This window comes from Loktanella sp. DJP18 (assembly GCF_049310965.1).
GTDB lineage: Bacteria > Pseudomonadota > Alphaproteobacteria > Rhodobacterales > Rhodobacteraceae > Loktanella.
The window spans coordinates 1-12,966 of sequence record NZ_JBMERN010000033.1; the positions used below are offsets into that span (position 1 = coordinate 1).

Genomic DNA, 12,966 nt, shown 5'->3' on the forward strand with positions numbered 1-12,966 from the left:
GAGATGTTTCCCTATCTTCCTGTCGATCGCGTGAAAGCAACATATCATTTGCCGCTTCAAAAGATTGCCGTGTCTTCATATATTGCTGAGGCAATAAGAGATCTCGGCGAGACCGAAAATATTTTTGTTGTTCCGAACGGAATTCGGATAGAAGACTTTACCGTTCCATTGCGTAAGAAGGGACCCTCTCCCGTGTTTGGGTTTCTTTATGCAAGCACGCCTCGGAAAGCCGTTGCTCGCGCCATTGATTCATTAGTGGTTGCAAAAGCCAGTGTGCCGGAGTTGACAGCTGTCGCGTTTGGAAATTCCGCCATTCATTCAAATCATGTCTTGCCCGATTGGGTCGAATACCACCAGAGTCCGGAACAACGCAGCATTCCCGAACTCTATGCGCGGTGTGACGGCTGGCTTTTTTCCAGCGATAGCGAGGGTTTCGGCCTTCCCATCCTTGAGGCGATGGCGTGCCGGACACCTGTCATCGCGACGCGGGCCGGGGCCGCGCCAGAGTTGGTCAATGACGGTAACGGCGCACTCGTTGCCTTTGACGCAGCGGATATAGCGGCGCAGATCGTTGCGCTATGCAACCTGTCCGACCAACGCTGGCAGGCCAAGTCGGATGCAGCCTACGCCACGGCGCAGCACCATACATGGGAGAAGGCGACGGACAGGTTGTTGACGCTTCTCACTGACCCGCCGGACTGATGATGCACGCCCGACCCGCGACGGCCGCCGGTTGACAGGCGGGGCGTTTATCGCGACACATCTGGTATACCATTTTCAAGGGATGAGACATGACCAAGACACTTGCCATCGGGTCCTACAATGCGACCGACCGGGCGGCCTTGACCGACGCATTCGACGCGCTGGTCATCGAGGATCCCTCGGCGTTGAGTGGGCTGTCGGACGCGCAACGAACGGACATCACCGCTGTCGCCTACACTGGTCATCACCGGTTTGGAGAGGCCGAGATGGCGTATCTGCCGAACCTTCGCGTCGTCGCCAACTACGGTGTCGGTTACGACGCGATCGACGTGAAGGATGCAGATGCGCGCGGCATCAAAGTGACCAATACGCCCAATGTGCTGAACGACGATGTCGCGGACCTCGCGATTGCAATGTGGTTGATGCAGGGACGAGAGATGCGTTTGGCAGAGCAGCGGGTGCGGAGCGGTGCCTGGGCCAAGGATGGACCTGCGCCCCTGAATCGCAAGCTGTCGGGCAAGACGGCGGGCATCATGGGGATGGGCCGGATCGGACGTGACATCGCCGACCGCCTCGCGGCGTTCAAGATGGATATCCACTATCACGCCCGCAGCGAGAAGCAGACGCCGGGCTGGACCTATCACGCGGACCCCGTCGATCTGGCGCGCGCCGTGGATTTCATGTTCGTGGCGCTTGTCGGCGGACCCGACACCGAGAAATACGTCAGCCGCGACGTGATCGCAGCGCTCGGCCGCGACGGGGTGATCGTCAACATCTCACGCGGGTCGGTGATCGACGAAGAGGCGCTTCTGGACGCTTTGGAGAGCGGAGGGATCGCCGGCGCCGGGCTCGACGTCTTCGTCGGGGAACCGCAGGTCAACCCGCGGTTCCTGAAGCTCGAGAATGTCGTGCTGCAACCGCATCAGGGATCGGCCACCGTTCAGACACGCGCGGCGATGGCGCAACTGCAGCGCGACAACATCGCGGCGCATCTGAAGGGGGCCGATCTGCTGACCCCGGTCAACTGATGCCCTAGCTCTCGAAATCCGCGACGGTCGGCCGCTTGCCTAGGGTGATGTGGTCGATCTCTTCCTGCTGCAGGCCAAGGATGATCGACGGGATCATCAGGCAGACCATCACGAAGATCGGCAGGCCGACGACGGTGATGACCTGTTGCAGGGCCGTGATGCCGGTATCCCCCGCCAAAACGATTAGCATGACTGCGACCAGTCCCTCGGACACGCCCCAGAACACGCGCTGCCTGACCGGTCCCGGCTTTGAATCGCCCGTGCACAGCATGTCGATAACCAATGACGCGCTGTCGGATGAAGTAGCGAAGAAGATGGCCACGACCACCACCGCCAGGCCCTGCACCAGAGGCACGAAGGGAAAGTGTTCGAAGAAGGCGAACATGGCCAGCGGCACGGACTCGGCCACCGCATCGCTGATCTGCCCGGCGCTGTCACCCATTGCTGCACGGGCGGCGGCACCGATGCCGTCGATCTCCATCGCTTGCCAGCCGAAGATGGCGAACCAGATCAGCGTGAACAGCGACGGGGCCAGCAAGACACCGAGGACGAATTCGCGGATCGTGCGGCCCTTGGAAATCCGGGCGACGAACAGTCCGATGAACGGCGACCAGGTCACGGTCCAGGCCCAGTAGAACACGGTCCAACCGCCCTGCCAGCCCCAGTCGTCCGTGACCGGGTTGCCGTCGGCCAGCATGTCGTTCCAGAAGGCAAGGCGCGGCAGGTTCGACAGGTAGAGGCCGAAGGTTTCGACGATGCCGCGCAGAAGGAACAGCGTGGAGCCGGTCAGCAGCACGAAGATCATCAGGGCGACGGCCAGACCGATGTTGATGTTCGACAGCAGCTTTACCCCGCTGTCGAGGCCCGCGACGATCGACACGACTGCCACGGCGGTCAACACCGACAGGATCAAGACCTTGAGTGTTACGCCGTCCTGCCAGCCGAACAATTCCGACAGGCCGGCGGCGATCTGCGACGATCCCAGACCGAGCGAGACCGCCACACCGAACAACGTGCCGAGCACGGCGAAGATGTCGATTGTCTTGCCGACGGGGCCATAGATCCCGTCCTTCAGCAACGGATAGAAGACAGAGCTGACACGGATCGGCAGGTCATAGCGGTAGATAAAATAGGCGAACGCAAGGCCCGGGAGGGTGAAGATCGTCCAGGTGTGCAGGCCAAGATGATAGATCGCGATGGACATGGCATCCTTGGCCGCCGCGGCGCTGTAGGGTTCGACCCCCGGCAGCGGCGGTGCCGAGAAATGAGAGATCGGCTCTGCCACGCCCCAGAACATCAGAACGGTGCCGATGCCGCCGGCAAACAGCATCGTGAACCAGGACAGGTTGGTGTATTCGGGGCGCGAGTCCCGGGGGCCAAGGCGGATGTGACCGAACCGCGACGCGGCCACCCAGATCAGAAAGCCCAGCCAGGCGTTGACCCCGAGGATGAAGAACCAGCCCAGATTGGTGACGATCCACGCGCGTCCCGTGGCGAACATGTCGCCGATCGGGGCCGGTGCCACGATCAGCGCCGCAACAAAAGCGACCATGATGCCAGCTGACATGAAAAAGATCGTGGGATCGGTCCGAAGACCCAGGCGTCGTGCGAGCGTGTCCAATGCACCTCTCCCTCTGAATTGTCGGGTCGGTTGGCACATCGGTGCCGATACCCTCTGCGAGGTGCCCGTCTTGTGATGGCCAACGCGACGTGTCGGACGCGTGTTCCGGACTTTTCGGGAAAGTTCGGATTATACCGGTCGCGACGTGTGTTCACGGGCGATCGCTGCACCCTGCACCTCTGCCAGATCGACTGCGCCTGCCATAGTCGGACGCGGCGTGGTCTGTTAGGTTGCGGCCATGACTGACACAACGGCTTATCACGCACCGCGCATCTTTGACGGAGAGACATGGCACGACATGGCCGCGCTTGTCGTGACCGATGCTCGCGTTGCGCGAATCGTGCCGCAAGCGGATGCACCGGCGGGCATGCGGATCGACCACATGCTGGCTCCGGGCTTTGTCGATCTGCAGGTCAATGGCGGCGGCGGGACGCTCTTCAACGACGCGCCGACACCGCAAGGCATTGCTACAATCTGCGACGCTCATGCGCGCCTTGGCACCACGGCGCTGATGGTGACACTGATCACGGACACCGTCGATGTGACGGTGAAGGCCATTGCGGCAGCCCAAGGCGCGCGGCATCCGGCGTTCCTTGGCTTGCACCTTGAGGGGCCGCACATTGCTGTCACGCGGCGCGGCACCCATGACGCGGCCTTGATCCGACCCATGACTCCGGACGACCTGAAAATGCTGATGCAAGCAGCAGAGGCACAGGCCCATCTGATCTGCACGCTCGCCCCGGAATCGGTGACCCCGGCGCAAATCGCGGCCTTGGTCGGTGCGGGTGCCGTCGTCAGCATCGGCCATTCGGACTGCGATTTTGACACGGCCCGCACCTGCGCCGACGCGGGTGCCACGATGGATACTCATTTGTTCAACGCCATGAGCCCGCTGGGCCACCGGACACCCAACCTCGTCGGCACCGCGCTGGACGACGGGCGCCTGTGGGCCGGGCTGATCGCCGACGGCCATCACGTCGACCCCGCCGCGCTGCGGATCGCGTTGCGGGCCAAGGCGGGGCCAGCGGGGGTGTTTCTTGTCTCGGACGCCATGTCCACCGTAGGCAGCGACGTGACAGAGTTGACGCTGAACGGGCGGCGCATCCGACGGGCCGGCGGCAGGCTGTCACTCGATGACGGGACGCTGGCCGGTGCCGATATCGCGCTGATCGATGCTGTGCGGTATGTGCATCTGACGCTGAACACGCCCTTGGAACAGGCGTTGGCGCTTGCCTCTTCTGCACCGGCGGCCGCATTGGGGCTGTTGGACCGGGGTCATCTGCGGCCGGGCGCGCGCGCGGATTTCGTCGCGCTGACACCTGAAATCACGACAGCGGCGACGTGGATTGGCGGTCGGCCCGCATGATCCTGTGCGGCGACATCGGTGGCACCACGATCAGGCTGGCCGAGGCGCTCAGCCCGCGGGACATCATGCTCCGGCAGCATGTCCCGACACCGACACAGGATTTCGAGGCCTTCGTCGCCGTGCTGCGGACAGCGGTGGTGCAGGCGAAAACCCCGCCGCGTGCGCTCGCGCTTTCGCTGGCAGGCGTCATCGACCCTGACACGGGCCTTGCCACGGTCGCGAACATTCCCTGCCTGTCGGGGCGTCCGCTTCTGGCCGATCTGACGGCGGCTTTGGGCTTGCCGGTGATCCTGGCCAATGACGCCGACTGTTTTGCTTTGGCCGAGGCGCAGATCGGTGCCGGGCGCGGTCATGCCGTCGTCTTCGGCCTGATCCTCGGCACCGGCGTCGGCGGCGGTGTCGTCGTGCACGGGGAACTGATTGCCGAGACCGGTTTCGCCGGAGAAATCGGTCACGGGCCAGTCGCGCAGCGCATCCTGGACGACCCTGCAGTGACGCTGCCCGCCTTTGCCTGCGGGTGCGGGTTGACCGGATGCCTTGACGCGGTCTGCTCTGCGCGGGGCATGGAACGGTTGCACCGGCACCTGCACGGACAGGATAGCGACAGTCGTGCCATCGTCGGGGGCTGGCAGGACGGCGACATCGCAGCCGCCCAGACGATTGCGGTCTGGCTGGCGGTGCTGTCGGGGCCGCTGGCGATGGTTCAGAACGTGCTGGGTGCTGGTATCATCGTCGTCGGAGGCGGTCTGTCCACCGCGCCCGCACTTGTCGCGGCGCTGGATGTGGCCGTGCGTGCCCGTATCCTGCGCCGCACCGACCGACCCCTTGTCGTGCCGGCGCAATGTGACGTCGAACCGGGACTGATCGGGGCGGCGATCCTGGGTCTTGCCTTGGCCGATAAAATCCCACGGCCCGTCTAAGCGCCATTGCCCGTTCCGAGCCTGCCGCAAAATTGCGCGCGATGACGCGATGGGCGGCGTAGCTCCGTTCAAGCTGATCAAACTGCCGCAAGGGTGGAACAGGTGACCCGCTGAAACGTTGTCTGCGTGCATCATGAACATACTCACACCCGTCGCCAAAGGAACATCATCATGTCCGTTCTGGATACCGTCGTCTTTCCAGTCGCAGGTCGTGGCACACGACTTCTTCCGTTGACGAAGTCGGTCCCGAAAGAGCTTTTGCCCGTCTACGACAAGCCGGTCCTGCAATTCGCAGTCGAAGAGGCGCTTGCCGCCGGTGCCAAACGGCTGGTCTTCGTCACCCATGCGTCCAAGCCTGCGATCGGGGATTATCTGCGGCCCGACGACTCGCTGACGGAGACGCTTCGGTCCGACGGCAAGGCCCGTCTCGCCGAAGCACTGGACGCCATCACCCTCGGTCGTGACGTCGAGGTGATCTTCACGGAACAGGACGAGCCTCTTGGATTGGGTCATGCGGTCCTGATGGCAGCCGACCATGTGCGCGGCGATGCCTTCGGCGTAATCCTGCCAGACGATGTAATTCTGGGCGAGCCCTGCCTGCCAGAGATGGCGGCGGCTTATGACAGCGGGCACATGATCGCGGCGATGGATGTGGCAGCGCAGGACGTAAAGAAATACGGCATCTTCCGCCCTCTGACCGACACGTCGCTTGGACGGGTCGTGCGGGCCAGCGCCTTGGTCGAGAAGCCTTCGCCCGAAGATGCGCCGTCGCGGCTGGCCGCCGTTGGTCGGTACATTCTGGATACGCGCATTTTCGATGCGCTGCGCCAGCTGTCCCCCGGTGCCGGTGGCGAATACCAGTTGACCGACGCCATCGCTGCGGACGCGACCTCGATGAACCTGACCGGTTACCGTTTCTCGGGCGAACGCCATGACTGTGGATCGCACGCCGGGTTGCTGGGGGCCGCCAACGCCCGCGCGGCAGAGGTGACGCAGGCTGTGGCAGCCGAATGACAGATGACAGGGCCACGCTTTCAAGGGTGACGCCAGACGATCTTTTCCTGTTCGTCGACTTTGACGGCACGCTGGTCGATCTTGCCGCGACGCCGGACGGGATCGACGTGCCGGATATGTTGCCCGATCTTCTGCGCCGGCTGCACGCGCGCCTCGACGGGCGGCTGGCGCTTGTGTCAGGGCGCGAGGTCGGCACGCTGGAACGTTTTCTGCCGGATTTTCCCGGCGACATCTTTGGGGCCCACGGGGCCGAGGCGCGTCGGGGCGGTACCCTGGTCCGTCACGCTCTGGTCGGAAGTTCGATCGTCGCGCAGGTCCAGCGGCAGGCGCAAGAGGCCGTCGAGGCGACCCCCGGCCTGACGTTGGAAACAAAGGGGACGGGTGCCGTCCTGCACTATCGCGCCGCGCCGCAGTCCGAGGCGGCGGCGCGCGACGCCGCACAACGCATTGCCGACGCGGCTTCGGACATGGAACTGCACGTCTCCAAGATGGCGTTTGAAATCCGGCCCGCCGACGCCAGCAAGGCCGGGGCGGTGCGCCGCGCGATGGAGGGTCAGCCAGCCGGGATCCGCCCGGCGGTGATTGGTGACGACGTCACAGACGAAGAAGCGATGGCCGTGGCACTGGAACGCGGTGGGCTTTGCGTCCGCGTCGGGTCAGGCGATACCTGCGCGCCACACCGTCTTGACGATCCGAAGGCCGTGCGTGCCGTGCTGGCGCAATGGGCAAGCCCATGACCGGGCGTCTGGTCGTCGTATCGAACCGGGTGCCGTCCGACGGACCGCCGTCCGGGGGGCTCGTGGTGGCGCTGCACGATTGCCTGACCGAAGAAGGGGGCACCTGGTATGGCACCTCGGGTCGGATTGCGCCGACGGCGCAAGACGAATTCACGGACGTGGCTGGCGATGGCTATGACATGCGGACCTTCGACCTGACGCAGGCCGAACATGACGGCTATTACCTTGGTTACGCCAACTCGGTCCTGTGGCCGTTGTGTCACCGGCGCGCCGACCTGATGGCCTTGAATTCCGGCGATTATGACACCTATCTTGGCGTCAATCGCCGGCTGGCGCGCATGATGGCGCGCGACTTGAAACCCGACGATCAGGTCTGGATTCACGACTATCACTTTCTGCCGCTGGCCGCCTGTCTGCGGGCCGAAGGTGTGACGGCCACGCTCGGATATTTCCACCACATCCCGTTTCCCGCGGTTCACGATCTGCTGGCGCTGCCGGAACACGAACTCTTTCCGCACTGGATCGCCAGCTTCGATCTTGTCGGCCTTCAGACGCAACGCGATGTCGCCGCGGCGCTCGAGATGTATCGCTCTCTTGCCGGGGCCGAACAGTTGCGCGACGGGTCGCTGCACTATGACAACCGCACCTTCGAGGTGCGCAGTTTCCCCATCGGGATCGACGCCAAATCCTTTGCGCAGGCGGCCGCTCAGCGGGACGGGCGCGACCTGCTGAACCTGGGAGCGAAGGAACGGCTGGTGATCGGCGTCGACCGGCTGGACTATTCCAAGGGCCTCGACAATCGGCTGCGCGCCTTCGGTGCCTATCTGGAAGCGCGAGAGGACAACGACCCGCGCGCCTCTCTCTTGCAGATCGCCCCGCCGACCCGAGAGGAAGTCGCCGCCTATCAGAACATCCGTAACGAGACGGAGCGGATATCCGGTCAGGTCAATGGCCTGCACTCCGATCTGGACTGGACGCCGATCCGCTACATCCACCGCGCCATTCCGCGAGAGACCATTGCACCGCTGTACCGGGCCGCTGACGTGGGATTGGTCACGCCGTTCTGCGACGGCATGAACCTGGTTGCCAAGGAATATGTGGCCGCACAGGACCCGGACGATCCCGGCGTCCTGATCCTGTCGCAATTCGCGGGGGCAGTGGAACAGATGCCATCCGCCGTGATCGTGAACCCCTATGACATCGGAGAGATGGCGCAGGCCCTGCGCACCGTCTTGGCCATGCCCCTTGCCGAGCGCCGCGCGCGGCATGACGACCTGTTAGCAGGGGTGCTGCGCGACGATGTCGGGCACTGGACGCGGACCTATCTCGACACGATGTCGCGACTGGCCGCCAAGCGTCTGGCGGACAAGGGCGACTGACGCCTTAAGGTTTGTCGTCGGCCAGATAGTGGCGGATATTGTCCTGAAAGCTGTCGTCCGCGGTCAGACCAAGACGGGTTGCCTTGCCGGCGTGGATATCCCAGCGCCAGCCAGACACGATGCGCTGTACATCCGGTTGCGGGGTCCAGTCGATCAATTCCGCAGGTGCAGGGCCGGCAACCTCTGTCATGGCGTCGATCATCTGGCCGATGCTCCATGTGCGACCCGGCATCTGCATGACGCGGTTCTGGCCAAGGTCGTCGGCCAACAGGTTCGCACCCTTGATCAGATTCTCGACGCATTTGCGGGGTGACAGGTAGTAGTGCAGGAAATCGGCGTCCACCGGGCAGATCGCCCGCTGGCCGTTCAGCGGTTCGCGAAAGATCGAGGACATAAAGCCCGAGGCAGCACGGTTCGGCAGGCCCGGCCGGACCGAGATGGTCGGCAGACGGAACGCGCGGCCGTCGATGAACCCCTTGCGGGTGTAATCGTTGATCAGGATTTCTCCGATCGCCTTCTGCCCGCCGTATGACGTCTGCGGGTTGGGATAGCTGTGATCGCCCAGCGGATCGGCGGCTTCTCCGCCATAGATCGCGATGGAGGAGGTGAAGACGACGACCGGCTGCGTGCCGAGTTGGCGGCAGCGTTCGAGGACGTTGTAGGTGCCGAAGAGGTTGATCTTCATGCCGGTGTCGAAATCCTCCTCTGCATGAGAGGAAACGATGGCAGCCAGCAGATAGATCACGTCGGTCTGTGGCGTGATGGCCAAGGCCACCGATGCGGGGTCCGCGATATCGCAGACGGTCGTGGCAACGGCAAAGGGCGCGTCGACCGGCGCAGGGTCCTTGATGTCGGCCAGGGTCAGGTGCGCGATCCTCTGGCCCCGCAAGGTGGCGATCCGGGCAAGGCTGGCCGCGAGCTTTTGGCCAACGACACCGCCGCCGCCGAGGATGAGGATGTTCATGGGGTGTCTCCATTTGGGATTGTGGCGGCAAGTGTGAGGCTGACAAACTTGAACCGCGATTCGGCCAAGGCGATCCGCGCGGCAAGGTAGCCGAGGCAGGCAAGAGACAGGCCCATCAGCATCGCGCGTGGCGACGGGACGTCAAGGATCAAGGCAGCAAGGCCGGTGATGACCGCGAGCAGCATGAGGTTCGTGCCGATGAACAGCCCGACGAGGTGGCGTAGCCCGGGATGAATCCCGAAGCCGGAATCGACCCTGACCCTGGACAGCCCGCCGGGACCCGACGGACCGATCAGGGACAGAACGGCTCCGGCATATGTCAGCACGGCCGGGCGGTCAGCATGGGCCGAAGACCAGTTGCACCTTCATTGCGCGCGTTCGGTCGTTGGCCGTGGCGAATGCCTCGGCAAAGTCGGCCAATGGAAAGCTGTGGGTCAGCAGCGGGGCGACGTCGATCAACCCGTCCTGCATCATGCGCACCGCCAGCGGAAAGGTCTCGTGAAACCGGAACGATCCGGTCAGTGACAGTTCGCGGGCGGTGATCATCATCATCGGCAGCGTCATGTCGCCGGACAGGCCAAGTTGCACGACCGTGCCGCGCGCGCGAAGCGTGGCAATGCCAGCGCCCAAGGCCGCTTGTGCGCCGGAACATTCGAACAGGACATCGAGGGTGCCTTTTGTGCCAAGGTAGGGCGACAGGGCGTCCGGGTCATTTGCGGTGTTCAGCGTCACGTCGGCGCCGCAGCGGCGGGCGATCTCCAGCACCGGGGCGGCGATATCGGTCGCGATGATCTGGGCGGCCCCCGCGCGGCGGGCGGCGAGGATCACGAGGATGCCGATGGGGCCGCAGCCCGTCACCAGCACCCGTTTGCCCAGCATGGGGCCGGCGCGGCTGACGGCGTGCAGCGCCACCGACAGCGGTTCGGCCATCGCGGCCTGCGACGCATCGAGTCCCGTCGCCACCACGCATTGCCCCGCCTCGACGATCAGGCTGTCGCGAAAGGCACCCTGTATATGTGGAAAAGGCATGGCAGATCCGTAGAACCGCATGTTCAGGCACTGGTTCGGCAGGCCGCGCAGACATTCGCTGCAGTTTCCGCAAGGGCGAGAAGGCGTGACGGCGACGAGGTCCCCGAGCGAGAGCAGTTCCACCCCCTCACTCAGTTCCGCGACGAAGCCCGCCACCTCATGCCCGAGGATCATTGGCTCGCGTAGCGTCACCGCGCCGAAACCGCCGTGATTGAAGTAGTGCAGGTCGGAACCGCAGATGCCGCCCCGCTGCATCGCGATACGGACCTGACCGGGGCCAAGGCTACCATCGGCCACGTCGGACAGGCGCAGATCGCGGGCGGCATGGGCGAAGAGGGCGCGGGGCATCTGGGCCGTCCTTGCATCGGGGAAAGAATGGTATACCATTTCATCAAGGCGGTTCGGTGGCGCATTGTCAAGGATGCCACCTGACACAGGACGGGGAGGTCCCATGACACTGTTCGATCTGACCGGACGCACGGCGCTGGTCACCGGATCATCCTTGGGCATCGGCTTTGCTCTGGCGCGCGGTCTGGCGCAGGCCGGAGCGCGCGTCGTGCTGAACGCACGCGACGCTGACCGGCTGACGGAGGCGGCAAATCGTCTGCGCGGCGAGGGGTTTGGCGTCGATACGCTGGTCTTCGACGTGACAGATGCCGCAAGGGCGCGGGTAGCAGTCGACGATTATGAAGCCGGGCGCGCCATCGACATCCTCGTGAACAATGCAGGGATGCAGCATCGCGGGCCGCTGGAGGATTTCGCCGTGGATGCCTTTGACCGGCTGATGCGGACCAACGTGAACTCTGCATTCTACGTCGGTCAGGCCGTCGGCCGGCACATGATCGCGCGGGGCGCGGGTCGGATCATCAACATCGCTTCTGTTCAAACCGCCTTGGCACGACCCGGCATCGCGCCCTACACCGCGTCCAAAGGGGCAATCGCCAACCTGACCAAGGGCATGGCGACCGACTGGGCGAAATACGGATTGAACTGCAACGCCATCGCACCCGGCTATTTCGACACGCCGCTGAATGCGGCACTGGTCGCCGATCCCGACTTCAGTGCCTGGCTGGAAAAGCGGACCCCGGCGGGCCGTTGGGGCAAGGTCGAAGAACTGGTCGGCGCGGCGGTCTTCCTGTCGTCCGATGCCAGCAGTTTCGTGAACGGACAGACGATTTTCGTGGACGGCGGCATAACGGCCAGCCTGTGAGGGAGCAATGACATGAACAAGCCGAAGATCGGATTCATCGGGGTTGGGTACATGGGCCACGGGATGGCCAAGAACCTGGTCCAGAAGGGTTATCCCTTGTTGGTCAAGGGGAACCGCAATCGCACGCCCATTGACAGCCTGACCGGCATGGGGGCGGTCGAGGTCGCGACAGCGCGCGAGATGGCGCAGGTCTGCGACATCATCCACCTGTGCCTCGGCAACTCGCCGCAGGTCGAGGCAGTGTTCGGCGGCGACGACGGGTTGCTTGCGGGCGCACGGGAGGGCCTGATCGTGATCGACACGACGACGGCGGACCCCACGTCGACCGCAAGACTGGCCGAGGCGCTAGCCGCCAAGGGCGGCACGCTGGTCGACGCGCCGCTGGGTCGCACGCCGAAGGAGGCAGAGGCAGGCACTCTCGACTGCATGGTCGGCTGCGATGCAGCGACGTTCGACGCGGTGAAACCTGTGCTGGATTGCTGGGCGGGAAACATCACCCACGTCGGGCCGTCGGGGTCGGGGCACAAGATGAAGCTGCTGATGAACTTCATCTCCATGGGCTATGCGTCGCTTTATGCGGAAGCGACCGTGTTGGGCGCTGCGGTGGGAATTCCCCCCGCCAAGGTGCGGCAGGTGATCGGCAGCAGCCGGCTGACGAACGGGTTCTTCGACACCTTCATGACCTACGCGGTGGACCGCGAGGAGGTCCACAAGTTCACCATAGCCAATGCGGCGAAGGACCTGCGTTATGTCGGTGCGATGGCCGATGCTGCGGGGCTGACGACGATCATGGCCTCGGCTGTGAAGCAGTATTTCGCGCAGGCAGAGGCGTCCGGGCATGGCGGGGATTTCGTGCCGTCGATCACTGACCGGGTGGGAGCGCTGAACGGGCTGGACATGCAAGCCGAGGCCGCGAAGGGGCGCGATCGATCTTTCACGAAAGATTAGGGGGCCAGCCCCCCGGCTGCGCCCCCCCGGGCTATTTTCGACCAGAAG

Annotated in this window: 13 protein-coding genes; 9 read left to right on the forward strand and 4 right to left on the reverse strand. The window is 64.1% G+C overall.

Going from position 1 to position 12,966, the window contains the following annotated elements; genetic code table 11:
• Both ACOI1H_RS11520 and ACOI1H_RS11525 read left to right on the forward strand, forming a co-directional pair.
• On the forward strand, window positions 1–702 hold a 702-nt coding region (locus tag ACOI1H_RS11520; RefSeq protein ID WP_422437587.1), incomplete at its 5' end, for a glycosyltransferase family 4 protein.
• Window positions 703–791: 89 nt separating this feature from the next.
• Window positions 792–1,730: a 2-hydroxyacid dehydrogenase gene (locus tag ACOI1H_RS11525; RefSeq protein WP_422437589.1), complete on the forward strand. Its 939-nt coding sequence runs from the start codon at window positions 792–794 to the stop codon at window positions 1,728–1,730.
• A 4-nt stretch (window positions 1,731–1,734) separates the two neighbouring features.
• Here the strand turns inward: ACOI1H_RS11525 and ACOI1H_RS11530 are convergent, their stop codons facing one another.
• On the reverse strand, window positions 1,735–3,351 hold the full coding sequence (locus ACOI1H_RS11530) for a BCCT family transporter (protein ID WP_422437590.1): 1,617 nt from the start codon (window positions 3,349–3,351) through the stop codon (window positions 1,735–1,737).
• 238 nt (window positions 3,352–3,589) lie between these two features.
• Between ACOI1H_RS11530 and nagA the strand changes: the two genes are divergently transcribed.
• From nagA to ACOI1H_RS11555, 5 genes are all read left to right on the forward strand, one after another.
• Window positions 3,590–4,717 (forward strand): N-acetylglucosamine-6-phosphate deacetylase, encoded by a 1,128-nt coding sequence (gene nagA, locus ACOI1H_RS11535; RefSeq protein ID WP_422437592.1) that lies wholly within the window; start codon window positions 3,590–3,592, stop codon window positions 4,715–4,717.
• On the forward strand, window positions 4,693–5,637 hold the full coding sequence (locus tag ACOI1H_RS11540) for an ROK family protein (RefSeq protein WP_422437593.1): 945 nt from the start codon (window positions 4,693–4,695) through the stop codon (window positions 5,635–5,637). The genes nagA and ACOI1H_RS11540 overlap by 25 nt, the downstream gene beginning before the upstream one ends.
• 171 nt (window positions 5,638–5,808) lie before the next feature.
• The gene (locus ACOI1H_RS11545) at window positions 5,809–6,651 is read left to right on the forward strand and encodes a UTP--glucose-1-phosphate uridylyltransferase (RefSeq protein ID WP_422437595.1); all 843 of its coding nucleotides are present in this window, start codon (window positions 5,809–5,811) and stop codon (window positions 6,649–6,651) included.
• Window positions 6,648–7,388, forward strand: a complete 741-nt coding sequence (gene otsB, locus ACOI1H_RS11550) for a trehalose-phosphatase (RefSeq protein WP_422437596.1) — start codon at window positions 6,648–6,650, stop codon at window positions 7,386–7,388. Before ACOI1H_RS11545 ends, otsB begins: the two co-directional genes overlap by 4 nt.
• Entirely contained in the window at window positions 7,385–8,767 is a 1,383-nt protein-coding gene (locus tag ACOI1H_RS11555; protein WP_422437598.1) for an alpha,alpha-trehalose-phosphate synthase (UDP-forming), read from the forward strand. Before otsB ends, ACOI1H_RS11555 begins: the two co-directional genes overlap by 4 nt.
• Window positions 8,768–8,771: 4 nt before the next feature.
• Here ACOI1H_RS11555 and denD read toward each other — a convergent pair whose 3' ends face one another.
• From denD to ACOI1H_RS11570, 3 genes are read right to left on the reverse strand one after another with little or no spacing between them, the layout of a single operon-like run.
• On the reverse strand, window positions 8,772–9,731 hold the full coding sequence (gene denD, locus ACOI1H_RS11560; RefSeq protein ID WP_422437599.1) for a D-erythronate dehydrogenase: 960 nt from the start codon (window positions 9,729–9,731) through the stop codon (window positions 8,772–8,774).
• Window positions 9,728–10,057 (reverse strand): hypothetical protein, encoded by a 330-nt coding sequence (locus ACOI1H_RS11565; protein WP_422437600.1) that lies wholly within the window; start codon window positions 10,055–10,057, stop codon window positions 9,728–9,730. Before ACOI1H_RS11565 ends, denD begins: the two co-directional genes overlap by 4 nt.
• 10 nt (window positions 10,058–10,067) lie before the next feature.
• Window positions 10,068–11,108 (reverse strand): L-idonate 5-dehydrogenase, encoded by a 1,041-nt coding sequence (locus ACOI1H_RS11570; RefSeq protein WP_422437602.1) that lies wholly within the window; start codon window positions 11,106–11,108, stop codon window positions 10,068–10,070.
• A 103-nt stretch (window positions 11,109–11,211) separates the two neighbouring features.
• Here ACOI1H_RS11570 and ACOI1H_RS11575 point away from each other — a divergent pair, with 103 nt between their 5' ends.
• Entirely contained in the window at window positions 11,212–11,970 is a 759-nt protein-coding gene (locus ACOI1H_RS11575) for an SDR family oxidoreductase (RefSeq protein ID WP_422437604.1), read from the forward strand.
• Between the two features lie 12 nt (window positions 11,971–11,982).
• Window positions 11,983–12,918, forward strand: coding sequence for an NAD(P)-dependent oxidoreductase (locus tag ACOI1H_RS11580; RefSeq protein WP_422437606.1), 936 nt, complete (start codon window positions 11,983–11,985; stop codon window positions 12,916–12,918).
• Window positions 12,919–12,966: the final 48 nt, after the last annotated feature.